The 17,437-nt window shown below is 59.4% G+C and carries 17 protein-coding genes; 8 read left to right on the top strand and 9 right to left on the bottom strand.

The window, feature by feature from the left end:
- Nucleotides 1–67 precede the first annotated feature (67 nt).
- From JQ845_RS21505 to JQ845_RS21515, 3 genes are all read left to right on the top strand, one after another.
- Nucleotides 68–286: a DUF2970 domain-containing protein gene (locus tag JQ845_RS21505; RefSeq protein ID WP_003445148.1), complete on the top strand. Its 219-nt coding sequence runs from the start codon at nt 68–70 to the stop codon at nt 284–286.
- Between the two features lie 355 nt (nt 287–641).
- A complete protein-coding gene (locus tag JQ845_RS21510) occupies nt 642–2,300 on the top strand; it encodes a nitrite/sulfite reductase (RefSeq protein WP_003445145.1) in 1,659 nt (552 codons plus the stop codon).
- Nucleotides 2,284–2,778: a DUF934 domain-containing protein gene (locus JQ845_RS21515; RefSeq protein ID WP_003445144.1), complete on the top strand. Its 495-nt coding sequence runs from the start codon at nt 2,284–2,286 to the stop codon at nt 2,776–2,778. The genes JQ845_RS21510 and JQ845_RS21515 overlap by 17 nt, the downstream gene beginning before the upstream one ends.
- Nucleotides 2,779–2,870: 92 nt before the next feature.
- Here the strand turns inward: JQ845_RS21515 and sohB are convergent, their stop codons facing one another.
- Entirely contained in the window at nt 2,871–3,893 is a 1,023-nt protein-coding gene (gene sohB, locus JQ845_RS21520; RefSeq protein WP_003445142.1) for a protease SohB, read from the bottom strand.
- Between the two features lie 207 nt (nt 3,894–4,100).
- On the opposite strand from sohB, the gene JQ845_RS21525 reads away from it, so the two are divergent.
- From JQ845_RS21525 to JQ845_RS21545, 5 genes are all read left to right on the top strand, one after another.
- Nucleotides 4,101–4,811 (top strand): histidine phosphatase family protein, encoded by a 711-nt coding sequence (locus tag JQ845_RS21525; protein ID WP_003445140.1) that lies wholly within the window; start codon nt 4,101–4,103, stop codon nt 4,809–4,811.
- Between the two features lie 55 nt (nt 4,812–4,866).
- Complete coding sequence (locus JQ845_RS21530; RefSeq protein ID WP_003445138.1) at nt 4,867–5,181, top strand: SCP2 sterol-binding domain-containing protein; 315 nt, start codon at nt 4,867–4,869, stop codon at nt 5,179–5,181.
- A gap of 206 nt (nt 5,182–5,387) precedes the next feature.
- Complete coding sequence (locus tag JQ845_RS21535; protein WP_203009444.1) at nt 5,388–6,455, top strand: phosphotransferase family protein; 1,068 nt, start codon at nt 5,388–5,390, stop codon at nt 6,453–6,455.
- Between the two features lie 24 nt (nt 6,456–6,479).
- Nucleotides 6,480–7,247, top strand: a complete 768-nt coding sequence (locus JQ845_RS21540) for an SDR family oxidoreductase (protein ID WP_203009445.1) — start codon at nt 6,480–6,482, stop codon at nt 7,245–7,247.
- Nucleotides 7,248–7,447: 200 nt separating this feature from the next.
- The gene (locus JQ845_RS21545) at nt 7,448–8,554 is read left to right on the top strand and encodes a Gfo/Idh/MocA family protein (RefSeq protein WP_127195614.1); all 1,107 of its coding nucleotides are present in this window, start codon (nt 7,448–7,450) and stop codon (nt 8,552–8,554) included.
- Between the two features lie 75 nt (nt 8,555–8,629).
- Here JQ845_RS21545 and JQ845_RS21550 read toward each other — a convergent pair whose 3' ends face one another.
- The 8 genes from JQ845_RS21550 to JQ845_RS21585 form a co-directional block, all read right to left on the bottom strand.
- Nucleotides 8,630–9,697, bottom strand: a complete 1,068-nt coding sequence (locus JQ845_RS21550) for an NAD(P)H-dependent flavin oxidoreductase (RefSeq protein ID WP_003445134.1) — start codon at nt 9,695–9,697, stop codon at nt 8,630–8,632.
- Nucleotides 9,694–10,599, bottom strand: coding sequence for an enoyl-CoA hydratase (locus tag JQ845_RS21555; RefSeq protein ID WP_003445133.1), 906 nt, complete (start codon nt 10,597–10,599; stop codon nt 9,694–9,696). The genes JQ845_RS21550 and JQ845_RS21555 overlap by 4 nt, the downstream gene beginning before the upstream one ends.
- A 15-nt stretch (nt 10,600–10,614) precedes the next feature.
- Nucleotides 10,615–11,412, bottom strand: a complete 798-nt coding sequence (locus tag JQ845_RS21560) for a CoA-transferase subunit beta (protein ID WP_203009446.1) — start codon at nt 11,410–11,412, stop codon at nt 10,615–10,617.
- Between the two features lie 11 nt (nt 11,413–11,423).
- Entirely contained in the window at nt 11,424–12,299 is an 876-nt protein-coding gene (locus tag JQ845_RS21565) for a CoA transferase subunit A (RefSeq protein WP_003445131.1), read from the bottom strand.
- 22 nt (nt 12,300–12,321) lie between these two features.
- Complete coding sequence (locus JQ845_RS21570) at nt 12,322–13,212, bottom strand: VOC family protein (protein ID WP_202210675.1); 891 nt, start codon at nt 13,210–13,212, stop codon at nt 12,322–12,324.
- Nucleotides 13,213–13,460: 248 nt separating this feature from the next.
- Nucleotides 13,461–14,399 (bottom strand): bifunctional OB-fold nucleic acid binding domain-containing protein/MaoC family dehydratase, encoded by a 939-nt coding sequence (locus tag JQ845_RS21575; RefSeq protein ID WP_202210674.1) that lies wholly within the window; start codon nt 14,397–14,399, stop codon nt 13,461–13,463.
- 5 nt (nt 14,400–14,404) lie between these two features.
- Entirely contained in the window at nt 14,405–15,616 is a 1,212-nt protein-coding gene (locus JQ845_RS21580) for a thiolase family protein (RefSeq protein ID WP_010656624.1), read from the bottom strand.
- Nucleotides 15,617–15,753: 137 nt separating this feature from the next.
- Nucleotides 15,754–17,415, bottom strand: a complete 1,662-nt coding sequence (locus JQ845_RS21585; RefSeq protein ID WP_010656625.1) for a DUF1302 domain-containing protein — start codon at nt 17,413–17,415, stop codon at nt 15,754–15,756.
- Nucleotides 17,416–17,437 lie beyond the last annotated feature (22 nt).

A 17,437-nucleotide genomic window follows, 5' to 3' on the forward strand; every position in this document is an offset into this window, starting at 1 on the left:
CTGCAGTCAAGTGGTATGCATCCCTTGAACTATGCTGTGTTCACAGCAACTCAATAGTGGGGGATATATGGACGATCCAGCCAACAACAAGCCGCCTACCTTATGGCAAGTGTTGCACAGCGTATTGGCTGCAGCCTTTGGCGTGCAAAGCGCAAAAAACCGCTCTCGCGATTTCACCCACGGCAAACCCGCTCAGTTTCTGATCCTGGGCCTGCTGTTTACCCTGTGTTTTGCGCTCACCCTGTTCGGCATCGTCAAGCTGGTGCTGTATCTGGCCGGGGTTTGATTACTGGTGACTCACCCAGAAGACGGCCGTTGAGACCACCAGGATGACAAGAAAGAAAATGGCCCATGCATCGACCTTGCTGTCGCTTTTACGCACTTTGACTGGAGTACTCATCGCATCGCCTTTTTTCGGTTTTATGGGTGAATGCTTGAAGACTTGGGCTCAGTTAAGTTCAGTAATGCCCTTCCCACAAGTAAGGCATTGAGAATCAGACTCTTATAGTCGTTTTGGTTCTTTGCATATGCTTAAACATCACTTTTGCGCATAACTACAAGCTGGTATCGTGCCTTGCTCCTTGGGGAGTGCGCGGCCGTGCGCGCAGATAAGCTGTTAGCAGCCTGAGAACAGGACCTATATGTACGTATATGACGAGTACGATCAGCGGATCATCGAGGACCGCGTCAAGCAGTTCCGGGATCAGACCCGACGCTATCTGGCAGGTGAGCTGAGCGAAGAAGAGTTCCGCCCCCTGCGCCTGCAAAATGGCCTTTATGTCCAGCGTTTTGCCCCGATGTTGCGGGTCGCCGTGCCCTATGGCCAGCTGACTTCGCGTCAAGCGCGAATGATGGCCAAGATTGCCCGCGACTATGACAAGGGCTATGCCCACATCAGTACCCGCCAGAACGTGCAATTCAACTGGCCGGCGCTGGAAGACGTGCCGGACATTCTGCAAGAACTGGCGACAGTGCAAATGCACGCCATTCAAACCAGCGGCAACTGCCTGCGCAACGTCACCACCGACCAGTTTGCCGGTGTGGCTGCCGATGAACTGATCGATTCGCGCCCTTGGTGCGAGATCGTTCGTCAATGGACCACGTTCCACCCGGAATTCGCTTACCTGCCGCGCAAATTCAAAATCGCCATCAATGGTTCGGCCTCTGACCGTGCCGCCATTGAAGTCCACGATATCGGCCTCGAGCCGGTGTTCAACGACGCCGGTGAACTGGGCTTCCGCGTGCTGGTGGGCGGCGGTCTGGGCCGTACTCCGGTGATCGGCGCCTTCATCAATGAATTCCTGCCGTGGCAAGACTTGCTGAGCTACCTCGAAGCCATCCTGCGGGTTTACAACCGCTACGGCCGTCGTGACAACAAGTACAAGGCCCGGATCAAGATCCTGGTCAAAGCCCTGACCCCGGAAGTGTTCGCCGAACGCGTTGAAGCCGAGATGGTTCACCTGCGCGGTGGTTCCAATACCCTGACCGAGGCTGAAGTCCAGCGCATCGCCAGGCACTTCGTCGACCCTGACTACAAAGTACTGCCCGACTTCAGCGCCGAACTGGCTGAACTCGACCAGCAGCACCCGGGTTTCGCCCGCTGGCGTACCCGCAACACCCTGGCCCACAAGAAGCCGGGCTATGTCGCCGTTACCCTGTCGCTCAAGCCTACAGGCGTAGCGCCGGGCGACGTGACGGACAAGCAGTGGGATGGCATCGCCGACATGGCTGATCGCTACAGCTTCGGTCAACTGCGTACTTCCCACGAACAGAACATCATCCTGGCCGACGTCGAAGAAAACCAGTTGTTCGCCATGTGGGGCGAGCTGCGTGAACAAGGCTTCGCCACCCCTAACATTGGCTTGCTGACCGACATGATCTGCTGCCCGGGCGGCGACTTCTGCTCCCTGGCCAACGCCAAGTCGATCCCGATTGCAGAATCGATCCAGCGTCGCTTTGACAACCTGGATTACCTGTTCGACATCGGCGAGCTTGACCTCAACATCTCCGGTTGCATGAACGCCTGTGGTCACCACCACGTCGGTCACATCGGGATTCTGGGCGTCGACAAAAAAGGCGCCGAGTTCTACCAGGTCTCCCTGGGTGGCAGCGCCAGCCGCGATGCCAGCCTGGGCAAGATTCTCGGCCCCTCGTTCGCCCAGGACGCCATGCCGGACGTGATCGAAAAGCTGATCGATGTGTACGTTGAAAGACGTACCGAAGATGAGCGCTTCATCGACACCTACCAACGTATCGGCATCGACCCTTTCAAGGAGCGCGTCTATGCAGCGAATAATTAAAAACAACGAAGTGATCGACGAAACCTGGCACTTGCTGCCAAAGGACGTCAGCTTTGATGACATCTCCAACTGCGACGACCTGATCGTGCCGCTGGCGCTGTGGCGCGAACATGGCCCGGCACTCAAGGCACGTGATGGCGGCCTGGGTGTGTGGCTGGACAGCGATGAGGAAGCCGAGGAACTGGGCGATGACGCGGCGAATTTCCAGGTCATTGCCCTGAACTTCCCCGCTTTCACCGATGGTCGCAGCTATTCCAACGCCCGCTTGCTGCGTGACCGTTATGGTTACAAAGGCGAATTGCGCGCGATCGGCGATGTTCTGCGCGACCAGCTGTTTTACCTGCACCGCTGTGGCTTCGATGCATTTGCCATCCGTGCCGACAAAGACCCCTATGAAGCACTGCAGGGCCTGAAAGATTTTTCAGTCACCTATCAGTCTTCTACAGATGAACCGATGCCGCTGTTCCGACGTCGTTAATCATCTGAGGAACCCGTGTCACATGGCATGCCTGTGACACGGGCCACTCCTGAGCCCTTGCGTGGCTCAAAGAGTGCCCAAAGACAGCAGCTTTACCAGAAACGCTGCTGCGTCAAACGGCTCCACAGAGAGTCAACCACCCGCTCTGCCGAACTGCTGGCCGCCAGGCCAACGCGCTCCTGCAAGCTTTTACGCTGTGCATAGTGCAAGTGGTAAAGATGAGCGTCCCTGGCACGCTCCGACAAATACTCGTCGCTGGTTTTAAGTTCATCCACCAGCAGCTTGTCGACTGCAGCAACCCCCAGCCAGACTTCACCGGTGGCCACTTCATCGATCGCCAGCTGCGGGCGGTACTTGGCGACAAAGTTCTTGAACAGCTGATGGGTGATGTCCAGATCCTGCTGGAACTTCTCCCGGCCCTTTTCAGTGTTTTCGCCAAACACGGTCAGGGTGCGTTTGTACTCGCCGGCGGTCAGCACTTCGTAATCGATGTCGTGCTTTTTCAGCAGGCGATTGACGTTGGGCAACTGCGCCACAACCCCGATCGAACCCAAAATCGCAAAGGGCGCGCTGATAATTTTCTGACCGATACACGCCATCATATAGCCGCCGCTTGCCGCGACCTTGTCGATACAGATGGTCAGCGGAATCCCCGCCTGACGAATACGCGCCAGTTGCGACGACGCCAGGCCGTAGCTGTGAACCATGCCACCACCACTTTCCAGACGCAGTACCACCTCATCGGCAGGGGTAGCCAGGGCCAGCAGAGCAGTGATTTCGTGACGCAGGCTTTCAGTGGCCGATGCCTTGATATCGCCGTCGAAATCCAGCACGAACACCCGAGGTTTTTCTTCAGGCTGCTTTTTCAACTTCTTGTCGGTTTTGGCCTGCTGTTTACGCAGCGACTTGAGCTGATCCTTGGGCAACAACGACTGCTCCAGGGTGTCCCGCAGTCCTTTATAAAACTCGTTCATCTTGTTGACCTGCAACTGCCCTGCAGAGCGGCGGCGACCTTTGCCGCGCAATGCCGCAATCACCACCAGCACTACCACAATGGCAATCACCAGGGTCACGGTCTTGGCCAGAAAACTGGCGTAATCGGCAAAAAATTCCACAGACTCTCCTTAATTAGCATGCGACCCTCGGGTCAGGGCCGCGTAATACCCCCAGCATACCGGCGTGACCCTCGCCCTGCCAGCCGCGATACAGCCTTGTCGGCAGGCCCATACAGGCGATTCAAACGAGCGTATGTTTTTTCATTGACAGGTTCCTGCCTTCCTCCTAACCTCGCCAGACTTTCAACCGAGCGGGATGACGCGAAAGTGGGCAGCATCTACTTGATAAGACATGGCCAAGCCTCGTTTGGCGCCGACGACTACGACATGCTGTCGGCCCTGGGTGTGCGCCAGGCAGAGATCGTGGGCCAGCATCTGGTTGATCTGGATCTGCGCTTTGATCGCTGCATCTCCGGCGACCTGCTGCGCCAGCAAGACACCGCTCGCCATGCACTGGCACAGTTCACGGCTGCCGGGTTGCCCGTTCCCGCCCATGACATTGACTCTGCCTTCAACGAATTTGATGCTTTCGCCGTGCTCGGCGCCCTGCTTCCTGGCCTGTTGCCAGACGAACCTGACGCCATAACAGCCATGAACAATGCCGCCCACAACCCGGCAGAGTTCCAGCGTATCTTTGAACTGATCATCGCGCGCTGGCTCAGCGGTACCTACGACACTCCCGGGCTGGAAACCTGGCTGGGTTTCGTTGAACGGGTTCAGGCAGGCCTGAACCGGATTCTCGACCTGGCCCGCAACGACCAGACCATCGCCGTGTTCACCTCCGGCGGCACCATCACTGCCTTGCTGCACATACTGACCCAGATTCCGGCCAGCGACGCCTTCAAGCTGACCTGGCAAATTGCTAACACCTCGCTCAGCCAGCTCAAGTTCCATGGCCGCGAGGTCATTCTGGCTTCCTTCAACAGCCAGGTGCATCTGCAACTGTTGAAGACGCCGTCACTCATCACCTATCGTTGAGCGTCGGCAACCGCGACCTGAGGGTCGCAGTAACCCAACCTAAAAGGATCGAACCATGACTTCTGTAGCTGATGCCGTTCAAGCAATGAAAGCCAAATTCAACCCAGCCGCTGCTGCCGGCCTGGACCTGGTATTCGGTTTTCGCATTGATGACACCAAAAACTTCTCGCTGATCATTAAAGACAGCACTTGCGAACTCCAGGAAGGCGAGAACCCGGACGCACAGGTAACGCTGGTCATGGACGGCGAAACCCTGGAAGGCATCGTCAGCGGCGAAACCGATGGCATGCAGGCGTTCATGGGCGGCAAACTGCGCGCTGAAGGCGACATGATGCTGGCCATGAAGCTGAGCGAACTGTTCCCTTCGTAAGCCACACGCAACACCGAAAAACCGAAAAACCGAAGACCACGCGCTTCGGTTTTTTTTCGCCTGTGCTTCACTCAACGCTTATCCATCACGCTGATCGCTCACTAACACCCGCACCTATTAAGGCCATCCCCGCCTTGTCCCGGGCCCGGGCGCCCATTAGATTAGCGAATGTTGCCCAGCCACAAATATAAGCAGAAGAGATAAACATGGCGCTTACCGACTCGTCGACCCGCATCCGCGCGGGTGAAGAACTCGACATCAGCCGCATCGATCCTTACCTCAAGGCTCATGTCCCCGGGCTTGCGGGGCACCCTGTGGTCAGCCAGTTCCCGGGCGGCGCGTCCAACCTCACCTATTTGATTGAATACCCCGACCGGGAGCTGGTACTGCGCCGCCCGCCCTTTGGCCACAAAGCCAAATCAGCCCACGACATGGGCCGCGAGTTCCGCATTCTCAATCAGCTCAAGGACGCCTTTGCTTACTGCCCCAAAGCCTATGCCCACTGCACCGACCAAAGCCTGATCGGCTCGGAGTTCTACGTGATGGAGCGGGTCAAGGGCATCATCCTGCGCTCGGACATACCCGAAGAACTGGGGCTGACTGCCGCCACCACACAAACCCTGTGCCACAGCTTTATCGACAAGCTGGTGCAACTGCATCAGGTCGACTACAACGCCTGCGGGCTGGGCGACCTGGGCAAGCCCCAAGGCTATGTGCAACGCCAGATCAGCGGCTGGAGTGAACGTTACGAAAAGGCCCTGACCCCGGATGCCCCGCGCTGGGAAGCAGTAAAACAGTGGCTGCAGAACAAAATGCCGGCTGACCACCCGACCCCGGCCATCGTGCATAACGACTACCGCTTCGACAATGTGATCCTCGCCCCCTCCAACCCGATGCAAATCATCGGCGTCCTGGACTGGGAACTGACCACCCTCGGTGACCCCCTGATGGATCTGGGCAACACCCTGGCCTACTGGATTGAAGCCAACGACCCGGCACCGGTACAACTGATGCGGCGCCAGCCCAGCAACGCCCCGGGCATGTTGACCCGCCGCCAATTCGTCGATTACTACGCCGAGCGTTCGGGCATTCAGATAGACAATTACGATTTTTACTACGCCTACGGACTGTTCCGTCTGGCGGGTATTGTCCAGCAGATCTATTACCGCTATTACCACGGCCAGACGCAGGACAAGCGCTTCGCATCCTTTGTGCAGATGAATGCGCTGCTCGAGCAGATGAGCCTCAAGCTCATCCGCACATCCAGCCTCTAAACCCGCGACAACCAGGGAATCAACATGTCCAGGACTCAACTGTTCAACCTTGATGGAAAAATTGCCTTTGTTTCCGGTGCCAGTCGCGGCATTGGTGAAGCCATCGCCAGGCTGCTGGCCCAACAGGGCGCCCATGTAATTGTGTCCAGCCGCAGGCTTGAAGGCTGCCAGCCGGTGGTTGACGGGATCATCGCCGAAGGCGGCAAGGCCACTGCCATCGCCTGTCATATCGGCGAAATGGAGCAGATCACCCGGACTTTTGCCCGCATTCGCGAAGAATTTGGCCACATCGATATCCTGGTCAACAACGCGGCGACCAACCCGCAGTTCTGCAACGTCCTGGACACGGACCTGAGTGCGTTCCAGAAAACCGTGGACGTGAACATTCGCGGTTACTTCTTCATGTCGGTAGAAGCCGGCAAACTGATGCGCGACCACGGCGGCGGCAGCATCATCAACGTGGCTTCGATCAACGGCGTATCGCCCGGCGTGTTCCAGGGGGTCTACTCGATGACCAAGGCCGCGGTGATCAACATGACCAAGGTATTTGCCAAGGAGTGCGCCCAGTACGGGATACGCTGCAACGCCCTGCTCCCGGGCCTGACCGACACCAAATTTGCATCGGCGCTGGTCGGCAACGACGCCATCCTCAAGACCGCACTGCAACAGATCCCGTTGAAACGCGTGGCCCGGCCCGAAGAAATGGCCGGTGCAGTGCTGTATTTGGCCAGCGACGCCTCGACCTACACCACTGGCGTTTCGTTAAACGTCGACGGCGGATACCTCTCATAACCCAGACCAAAGCCCAGCCCCCCCCTGTAGGAGCGAGCTCGTCTCGCGAGCTGTTGGCGGTTTTAAAAAGCTCGCGAGACAAGCTCGCTCCTACAGAACCTGGCTCACAGACCAATAAGTTAATTCTAATAGTTGATATTTCGGAATATTTATTCCATTAATAGCCCTCCCTGAAAATAACAATTCAAAGGATCCAGGCTATGCGTGCACTTGGTATTGGTTTGATCGGCACCGGATTCATGGGCCGAGCCCATGCGCTGGCGTTTCGTAATGTCAGTTCTGCGTTTGAACTGCCGGTGCACTTGCACCTTGCAGCACTGGCTGATGCCGACGTCGAGCGCGCGCAGCACTGTGCAAACGCCTGGGGCTTTGCCCGCGCCCATGGCGACTGGCAACAGCTGATCAGCGACCCGGCAGTGGATGTGGTCGCCATTACCACCCCCAACCACTTGCACTTCCCCATGGCCATGGCCGCCATCGCAGCGGGTAAAGCGGTGTATTGCGAAAAACCCCTGGCCGTCAGCCTGCAACAGGCCGAGCAAATGCATCTCGCTGCCAGGGTCGCCGGCGTGGTCACGCGGGTGGGTTACAACTATCAACACAACCCGATGCTGGTGTTGGCCAAACAGATGATTGAGCGTGGTGACCTGGGACGCATCATCAGTTTCCAGGGCGAGTTCAGCGAGGACTTCATGGCCGATCCGGCGCTGCCCTGGTCATGGCGCTGCGAACCCGGGCATGCCGGCGGTGCCCTGGCCGATCTGGGCAGCCATCTGCTGGCCATGGCGCGCTATCTGGTGGGGGATGTCCAAGCCGTGTGCGCCGACAGCCAGACCGTTCACCCACAACGCCCGGCCAGCCGCAACAGCAGCGAACTGCGCGACATCCTGATCGACGACCAGACCCACGCCCTGGTGCGTTTCAGCAATGGCGCCCGGGGCACCCTGAGCAGCAGCTGGCTCAAGCACGGTTATAAAAACCACCTCAGCTTCGAGATCAGCGGTACCGGCGGCACCCTTAAATTCGATCAGGAGCGGCTGAATGAACTGCACCTGTGCAAAGCCGGCCAGGCCGGCTTCGAACGCCTGCTGGCGGGCCCGGAACTACCCGGCTACGCCGCGTTCAGCCCTGCGGGCGGGCATCAGCTGGGGTACAACGAACTGAAAACCCTGGAGGTACACGGGCTGATCCAGGCCTGCGCCGGCAACCCTGCGCCGGGCCCCGACTTCGAAGAAGCCTGGCAGGTAGAACGTCTGGCTGCGGCCATTCGCGAAGCCGCCGAACAACAGCGCTGGATAACCCTCTGACCCCCCCATACCTGTAGGAGCGAGCTTGCTCGCGAGCTCTTTCAACCGCCAACAGCTCGCGAGACAAGCTCGCTCCTACACAGTTCTATGCAATCGGCCCAAACACCGCTCTGCCTCGAGCACCATCTCCTGAATCAGCTCCTCGCAACTTTTCAGCTCGCTGATCGCTGCTGCCACTTGCCCGCTGGGCAAGATCCCTTCATCCGGAATGCCGTCCACCATGGAGCGCTGCAGCAGCACCGGCTGGTTGGCTGCCATTACGGTTTGCGACAAGGCACCCGGGTCTTCCTTCACCGACTGGGCGAACACACTGAACATATGCCCCAGGCTCATGCCGGTCTGTTGCTTCCACTGCCAGGCACTGCCCAGGGCAATGCGCAAGCGGCCAAAGGCACCGGCCTTTTCCAGACGATTGATAAAGGCATTTTCGATCATCCGGTGGCGCATCCCGTCCACCGCCAGGGTCACGCGAATCTGCTGCGGATCTTTGACTTTCACATAGCGTTCCAGGGTCGCCAAAGGGGTGGGCGATTCCCGGGTCATCAAAAACCGCGTGCCCATGGCAATCCCGGCCGCCCCGCTGGCCAATGCTCCGGCCAGACCGCGACCGGTGGAATAGCCACCGGCGGCAATCACCGGGACCTGTACCGCATCCAGCACCTGGGGCAGCAAAATGGTGCTCGGCACCCCGCCGGTATGCCCGCCGCCTTCACCACCCTGTACCGTGACCATGTCAGCGCCCAGCTCCACCGCCTTGAGCGCATGCTTGAGTGCGCCCACCGTGGGTATACACAGCACCCCGGCCCGCTTGAAGCGCTCGATGGTCTGGCGATCCGGCCCGCGACCATAACTGACGGCACGCAAGCGGTACTCGATCGCCAGGTCCACGCACTGCGCAGCGTTCTCCTGGAACATATGAAAGTTGAGGCCGAAATTACTGCCGCCGGTGGCCTCGATCACCCGCTGGATTTCAGCCTCAAGCTGGTCCGCGGCGATGGTCGCCCCGGCAAGAAATCCGAACGCCCCGGCCCGGGTGCTGGCAATCACCAGATTGGCATCCGCCACCCAGCCCATCGCGGTCTGCACTATGGGGTAACGACAGCCCAATGCATCGGTCAGCGCCGTTTGCAGATAGCCACTCATCCACGCTCTCCCGCAGCCGTCTTGTTTGCCTGAATCATGGCCTTGGCGTCATAACCACCGAGCTTGTCGCCCGACAGCAGTTCGTTATGACTATGGGCGAAGTGATGCCAGGCAAACACCGCGTCCATGGCTGTGCGCTTACCCTGCAAATCTTCAACGTGATTGATCGCCTGCTTGGTCAGCGCCAGCCCCATGCGCGGCTGTTTGGCAATGGCCGCTGCCAGCGCATAAGTGCCGGCCTCCAGTTCTTCGCGACTGAACAGGCGATTGACCATGCCCATCTGATAGGCGCGCTCGGCACTCATACGGTCGCCGGTGAACAGAAATTCCTTGGCAATGCGCGGGTTCAATTCGTAAGGGTGGGCAAAGTACTCCACCCCCGGAATGCCCATGCGCACCACCGGGTCCTGGAAAAACGCATCATCACTGGCCACGATCAAGTCACACACCCAGGCCAGCATCAGCCCGCCGGCAATGCACGCGCCCTGCACCATCGCGATGGTCGGCTTGGGCAGCTCGCGCCAGCGCCGGCACATGCCCAGATACACCTCCTGCTCCCGGGCATACAGATATTCGCCGCCAGGCTTGTTGGTGTGATCCCACCACAGGTGCGCACGCTCAAACGACTTGTTGATGTCGCGCCCGGGGGTGCCAATGTCATGCCCGGCCGAGAAATGCTTGCCGTTAGCGCGCAACACTATGACTTTCACCAGGTCATCATTCACCGCCCGGCGAAACGCATCGTCCAGGGCATAGGTCATCTGCGAGTTTTGCGCGTTGTTCACTGTCGGCCGATTCAGGGTCAGGGTGGCAATCCCGTCCGCCACCCCGTACAGCACCGGTTCTTCGGTTTCATACACAGCGGTATCAGCCCGCTGCACAAATTCGCTGTCGCTGTTCATCTGGATTCCTTGCCTTCAGGCCTGGCGAATGCCGGGTGGATTGCCCTTCTGCGCGGCTGCGCGATAGTCATGCGGGTCCAGACGACGGATCAGCTCCAATTGCTGCGCAGTAGGCGCCACGGTCTGCTTGATATCGGCTGCCTTGAGCAGCGGAAAGCCGGTATTGTCCTGCACCTGTTCAAAGCTCACACCCGGGTGCAGCGAGCGCACCTGAACCGCGCGGTCCGGGCCGCCGAAGTCCATCACACACAGATCGGTGACGATCAGGCGGATATCCATCAGGTCGCGGCGCATGCCTTCTTCCCAACGCTCTGGCTTGAACCCGACACCTGAAACCATGTCCACTTCACCGGACACAAATGCCCGGGTGTTATGGCTCGGCACAAAGAACGAGTTGATATGGTTGATGCTGTTGCCCGGCAAACCGCGCACCCCCAGCATTGCCACCTTGGGCTTGTGATAGTCGCCAATGCACGACAGATTGGTCTGGCCCCAGCGGTCGATCTGGGTCGGGCCGATCATCGCGTGACGACGGCCGCCCCACACGCACTCAAACACCCGTTCAAACGACAGGTAACCCGAGTAACGCGGCTCATAGTCACCGCGCGGCCCCAAAGGAATCGGCTCTTCCACCAGAAAGGCCTCGCTGTCGGTCATCAACAGTTCCGGGCTGTGGCTCAGTTTGGCCAGGCTCGCGCCCAGGCGCGGGATCACCCCCAGGCCGGAAGCAATCACTTCGCCGTTATCGCGCCAGGCTTCACAAGCAGCCACGATCAACAGTTCGGCCAGGGTAAATTCGCAAGTCGCAGTCATGTCCATACTCCTCAAAACACTGGCAGCGGCAAAGCGCCCAGCCGGTCGGCACCGCCATTGCTGGCCTGGTAGGCTGATTCGCCCGGTGTCACAAACTCTGCTACATAGCCTTGCCAGCCGTCGGCTTCGCCGGCACTGGCGCTATAACGCTTGAGATGGCTCATGTCCCAGCCGTAATCGGACGGGCACGAGGTCGGGTGCGCACCAAAGGGGGCGTGCACCACGCCACTGACCAGATAGCGCTCAAAGGTATTGAAGCGGGCCTGGGCGGCATCCAGGCTCAGGCGCTCTTCGATCCGTTCGCAGGACACAAAGCACTGCTTGGCGGCACGGGCGAACAGATGATCAAAATACGGATCGGGACCGGTGATCAGGGTGTTACCCAGGCGGTCAGCGACGTTGACATGCAAAAAGGCCATATCCAGGTTCAGCGCAGGCATCGCCAGCAACACTTCACCGTCGTCATAGGGCGACTGCACCTGCTTGATGTCCGGGTTCAGACGGCTGACATCGGTTGCCAGGCCGCAGCGGGTCGGCAAAAACGGCAACCGCATACCGGCGGCGCGCAGGCCCCATTGCAACATGCCCTCATCCAGCTCCATCAATTCCAGCTCACCGGCCTCCCGCGCCTTGCGAAAGTAGGCTTCCAGCGGGATCGCATCGAGGGTGGCAAAACCGAACACCAGTTTCTTGACCTTGCCGGCCGCGCAAAGCATGCCGACTTCAGGGCCGCCATATGCCACCACGGTCAGGTCCTTGACCTCCGAGCGCAGGATCTCGCGCACGATCGCCATCGGCTTGCGCCGTGGCCCCCAGCCGCCAAAACCTATGGTCATGCCGTCACGCAATTGGCCGACCACGTCTGCCGCTGTCATTTGCTTGTTCATGGGTTACTCCTTTACCGGTCTGTTACTGCTGGCCGACTGAAAAATCGTGGCCCCACAGGCTGACCCGGGTGAATTCAAAAGCGCTGTGGTCTTGCCAATCCACCAGCAAGCCGCCATAGCCGTACTCCAGGTCAAAGCCCGAAGGGGTTTTCATATAGAAAGAGGTCATCTGGTCGTTCAGGTGCTGGCCCAAAGTGGCCGACAACGGCACGTTATGCGCCAGGCGCCGGTCATGGGCGCGGCCCACTTCGGTCATCGTTTCGACCTCGACCATCACATGCACGCAGCCGGACGGCACCGGGTACTCGGCCAGGGCCAGACTGTGGTGACGGCTGTTTTTGCAATGCAGGAAGTGAATGCGGATCGGTGCGGCCGACGGGTCGGGCCGGAAATTGAATATGTCCGACAACTCGAAGCCCAGTACGTCCTTGGCAAAGGCCAGGGTGGCATCGAAGTTGGGAGCGGGCAGAACGGTGTGCCCCAGGCCCATCTCACCGGTGATGAACCCCGGAACACCTTGCGGCGAAACAAAGGGCTGGCAATCGGAGCGATGGCCCCAGCTCAGTTCATGGCGGTTGCCCGAAGGATCGGTGACGTGCAGCAACGCCTGTACACCGCGCTGATCGCATTGCTCGGGAGTACCCGGGCGCCAGCTGACATCGGCCTGATCCAGGGTTTCGATGGCGGCATTGAACGCCTTCTCACTGGCCAGCTCCCAGCCCGATGCCAGATAGCGTGACTCACCGCCAGGCACGATCAACATCCGGAACGGGCGTTGGTCCATCTTCACATACAATCCCCCGGCGGGTGCCGCAGTGACCATCATCCCGAGTACATCTTCGGCATAACGCTGCCACTGCACCGGGTCGGCGGACTCTGCAACGAAGTAGCTCAAACCACGAATGTCGATCATGTGCCTGCTCCTCAATGCCTGTATTTATTGGCTTGGGGCAGTATGGGAAGGAAGGTTGCCGGGCTCATCGTCCGTTGAGACTAAAGCCCTTGAGGACACTGAATAACCTCAACGCTTCATACCTCATAACTGCAGGAGCGAGCTTCTGTAGGAGCGAGCTTGCCTCGCGAGCTTTTCTACCGCTAACAGCTCGCGAGGCAAGCTCGCTCCTACAGACGACAGGTCACAGTTCACAGGTCACGCGAGGATTACATATAGAGAATCACCAGCTCATTGATCACTGAAGGCCGCTCGCTGCCCAGCACGTGGATGTTGAGCTCCAGGGTCAGCTGGGTACCGCTTTTAACCCGTTCCACACGCTTTACCCGGGCCCGCGAATGGATGGTCGAACCGGCCGGTACCGGCGCCGGAAAGCGCAAACGGTCCGAACCGTAATTGACCATATTGCTGAAACCGGTGATCTCGTAATCCAGGTTCAACTGCATGCGCGACTGCAGGATCTGCACCAGCGCACCATGGGCAATGGTGCCGCCAAAGGGGCTTTGTTTACGGGCCCGTTCCGGATCGGTGTGAATCCAGTAATCATCCCCCGACAACGCGGCAAAAGCGTCGATCAGGCCCTGATCAACCACAATCCGGTTACTCCAGGGGCTGAACGTGTCGCTGACCAGCGACTGCAACGCGGCCTCGTCATCCAGCGCAATCTGGCGTACCCGGGGCGCAGCAACCGCCGGCTGCTCCACTGCTGCCGGCAAGCTCTTCAAAGCCTGCGGGTCCTTGTCCATCCCGGTAAAACGCAACAGCCGCGTACCCTTTGCGTCCACTTCGGCAAACACCGGCTGCAGGCGCATCCCGACCTTGACCTCGGACTCGTCCAGGCCCACCAGATTGCTGTTGATCCGTACCCCTTGATCCAGCTCGATCACCGCCAGCATCTGCGGCATTTCATCGGCAAAATCCGGCATGGTGGCAATCCGGGTCACAGTGAAGCTGTACAAGCTCGCCCCGCCGCTGACTTCACGCCAGGCAAGCTCGTGGGCCAGGCAGCCGGGGCAATGCCGACGCGGGTAAAACACCCAGTGACTGCATTGATTGCACTGCTGGATCAGCAGGCGCTCGGCCTTCAGGCCTTCCCAGAACGGTGCAGAAATCTCGGTCGGGACCGGCATTGGTTTGTTGTTCGACATCGGATTCATGCTCCCTGAAGTATCAATGCGCCCTGCTCACTCATCACCCCACCGGTGCCTGAGACATACACCGTGTCGCACTGCGCAAGCTGACGCTCGCCCGCCTCGCCGGCGATCTGGGTTACTGCCTCGATCACCTGCGACATGCCGCCGGCGGAACCGGCCTGGCCAAAGCTGAGCTGGCCGCCATGGGTGTTCATCGGGAAATCGCCACGCCAGGTCAGGTCGTGTTCACGGACAAAACTCATGCCTTCACCCTTGGCGCAGAAGCCTGCGTCTTCCAGGGTCAGCAAGGCAGTAATGGTGTAGCAATCGTAGATTTGTGCAGCATCCACATCCCCGGGCTTGAGCCCGGCCATGTCGAACGCCCGGCGCGAAGCAGGACCAATCGGGGTTTGCACCATGTCGGCGGCATAGGACGGCGACTTGAACGCCAGATGCTCACCGAAACCGGTGATATACGACGGCCGCTTGCGGGCACGGGCAGCCACTTCCTTCGAAGCAATAATCAGCGCTGCACCGCCGGCCACCGGCATCACGATCTCCAGTACATGCAACGGATCGGCAACTTTCTTGCTCGCCAGCACTTGCTCGATGGTCAACGGCTGGCCGTAAAACATCGCTTGGGGGTTGTACTGCGCGTTAGTGCGCTGATCCACAGCGATTTTTGCCAGTGCCCGCGGGTCATAGCCATATTGCGCAGCGTAACGCTGGGCAATCATGGCGTAGCCGGTGTTCTGGCCCATGTGGCCGTAGGGTAAATCGAATTCGGCTTCGGGTGCCCCGAAGGCGGTGCTGTGGCCGCCGAAGCGCATGGCCCGGGCCATCCAGCTCGGGTCTTCGTCCGGCCCCAGCGGCGCCATGCGTGCAGGCAATACGCAGAGCACCGCCTGGCACAGACCCAGCTCGATGGCTGCCGCCGCGCGCCAGACCATGCCCACCGAGGTACAGCCACCAAGGTCGACCACTTCGGCAAAGTTCAAGCGCAAGCCCAGGTATTCGGCGGCCATGGCAGGCACGAACACCGAAGCTTCATGAAACTGCGGGCCGTTGATTACCAGCCCGTCCAGGTCCGAGGCTTGCAAACCGGCATCGCGCAAAGCTTGCGCGGCCAGATCTGCAACCTGCTCCAGATGGAACATGCGCGGCGCCGTTGCGTATTTTTCCGGTTTGTACTGAGCGCTGCCGACAATGGCCGCGTGACCTTTAAGACCCATAGGTTTCTCTCTTTTATCGGTTCACATTTGCCCCGTTGGGGGAGCCGGCTTGCCAGCGATGCAGACCCTGCGCCCTGCCATACATGCTGCAGCGATCCAATCGCGGGCAAGCCCGCTCCCACAGGGGCATACCTTGATTAGAACGTGTACTTCATCGAGAACGTGGCGTAGTCACGGTCTGCCAGCGGACGGTAGATCGGATCCGGCGAGCCCAGGTACGCGATGTACTTGAACGACATTTCCAGATTGCTCAGGTACTTGAACGTAGTGCCCGCACTAAGACGGCGGTCACCGGCCACCCCGGCGATGGTCCCGGACATCGGTGCAGCACCGCTGAACACGTTGGAGAAGGTAAACGGCACCTCAAGGTCCCAGCCCTGAAACACACCCGGGTAACTGAACGATGCGCCCACGGTATAAGCGCTTGAAGAACGGGTTCTCCAGGCCGAGGAGGTTTTGTAGGTGTAATCATTGGACGGCTGAATCGCCCCGGCATACGGAGGAGCAACAGGCAGGCCCAACAGATTCGGCGCACCTGACACATCATCCACATCATCCACGCGTACGGTGACGATCTCACCGGTCAGCGTGGTCTGGCTGGCCCATGGCCTGTCACCCAGGATTCGCATGGCCGAGAGCTGCAACTGCTGGCCTTTGCCGCGGGTCGGCACCGGACCCAGACCGGTATTGACCATCACCGGGGCTCCGTCGCGGTAAGACCATTCAGCCCCCAGCTGGTATTCACCCAACTTGGTGGCGGCACTGATACCGGTCAGCTTGATATCTTCGAAATACTCAACCTTGTAGCCGTTGGTGGTGTAGGCATACTGCCCATTGCCCAGGGCCAGGGGTTGATAGCCAACCAGCGCTGTGGCCGGGTTTTTATCGTGGTACACCACATGGAACAGCGACAGTTCCAGGTCGGTAGTCGGGCGGTAGCGGATTTGCGCACCCCACTGGCCGCTGTCACGGGGTTCGTCGGTGCCCATGTAATTGATCCGCGAGCCGTTGGCCCCGAGAATGAATTCGCGTCCAGGGCCGATCACGTCAGAGGTCGACAGATAGCTGCCCACTGGCGGCAGCTCGGTACCCTTCCACTCGTACTGCACGTAGCCGCCCAGGGTAATTTCCGGGTTGATGCGGTAAGACGCCGAGAACTGGCCCACCGGCAACAGCACTTCCTTGACCTCAACCCCGGGCTGCGCAGCCTTGACCGCATCGGACGGGTTCTGTACCCCGTTCACGCCCGGGTAGTAAAGGCTTTCGCCCCAGGACTCGATATGCCGACCGGCCTTGACGTCGAGCATGGTGTCATTGTCAAAGCGCCAGCCGCCAAACACATAGGCGTCGAGCAAGCGGGTGCGGCCACCGCTGTAATACTTGGTGTCGCTGGTGAACTCATCGTTGCTCCCGGTCTTGTTGACCGTCGACGGCGAGTTGTTGTCGTTGGAGCGGTGGTAAACATCGTCATAGAAGGTACTGGCACGGACCACAGCGCCGTAGTTGTCCTTGCGCAAAATCATTTCGCCCAGGGCACCCACGCGGTTGGTGGTGAGACTGTGCTGATCGAAGTTGCGGTTCGGATCATCGACGTTGATGCCCATCAACCTGTTACTGGGGTCACCCAGGCGCATACCGATGCCGTAACTGGTGGTCACCGACCAATCGATGGTGGTGCCGTCATCAAACTCAATAGTGTCCCCCGCCCACACCGGGCTGGTTACCAGCGCAACGGCGACTGCCAGGCCCGTGACCTGAAAGTTGTGCCCAAGACATTTATTGTTGTTTTTATTGATCACTCTGCCTCTCCTGATTAGCGAC

Source organism: Pseudomonas paraversuta (assembly GCF_904063065.1).
Lineage (GTDB): Bacteria > Pseudomonadota > Gammaproteobacteria > Pseudomonadales > Pseudomonadaceae > Aquipseudomonas > Aquipseudomonas paraversuta.

Bases quoted from the DNA above. Each gene is read 5' to 3' on its own strand.
- JQ845_RS21505 (WP_003445148.1), top strand. From the start codon at position 68: ATGGACGATCCAGCCAACAACAAGCCGCCTACCTTATGGCAAGTGTTG.
- JQ845_RS21510 (WP_003445145.1), top strand. From the start codon at position 642: ATGTACGTATATGACGAGTACGATCAGCGGATCATCGAGGACCGCGTC.
- JQ845_RS21515 (WP_003445144.1), top strand. From the start codon at position 2,284: ATGCAGCGAATAATTAAAAACAACGAAGTGATCGACGAAACCTGGCAC.
- JQ845_RS21530 (WP_003445138.1), top strand. From the start codon at position 4,867: ATGACTTCTGTAGCTGATGCCGTTCAAGCAATGAAAGCCAAATTCAAC.
- JQ845_RS21535 (WP_203009444.1), top strand. From the start codon at position 5,388: ATGGCGCTTACCGACTCGTCGACCCGCATCCGCGCGGGTGAAGAACTC.
- JQ845_RS21540 (WP_203009445.1), top strand. From the start codon at position 6,480: ATGTCCAGGACTCAACTGTTCAACCTTGATGGAAAAATTGCCTTTGTT.
- JQ845_RS21545 (WP_127195614.1), top strand. From the start codon at position 7,448: ATGCGTGCACTTGGTATTGGTTTGATCGGCACCGGATTCATGGGCCGA.
- JQ845_RS21550 (WP_003445134.1), bottom strand. From the start codon at position 9,697: ATGAGTGGCTATCTGCAAACGGCGCTGACCGATGCATTGGGCTGTCGT.
- JQ845_RS21555 (WP_003445133.1), bottom strand. From the start codon at position 10,599: ATGAACAGCGACAGCGAATTTGTGCAGCGGGCTGATACCGCTGTGTAT.
- JQ845_RS21560 (WP_203009446.1), bottom strand. From the start codon at position 11,412: ATGACTGCGACTTGCGAATTTACCCTGGCCGAACTGTTGATCGTGGCT.
- JQ845_RS21565 (WP_003445131.1), bottom strand. From the start codon at position 12,299: ATGAACAAGCAAATGACAGCGGCAGACGTGGTCGGCCAATTGCGTGAC.
- JQ845_RS21570 (WP_202210675.1), bottom strand. From the start codon at position 13,212: ATGATCGACATTCGTGGTTTGAGCTACTTCGTTGCAGAGTCCGCCGAC.
- JQ845_RS21575 (WP_202210674.1), bottom strand. From the start codon at position 14,399: ATGTCGAACAACAAACCAATGCCGGTCCCGACCGAGATTTCTGCACCG.
- JQ845_RS21580 (WP_010656624.1), bottom strand. From the start codon at position 15,616: ATGGGTCTTAAAGGTCACGCGGCCATTGTCGGCAGCGCTCAGTACAAA.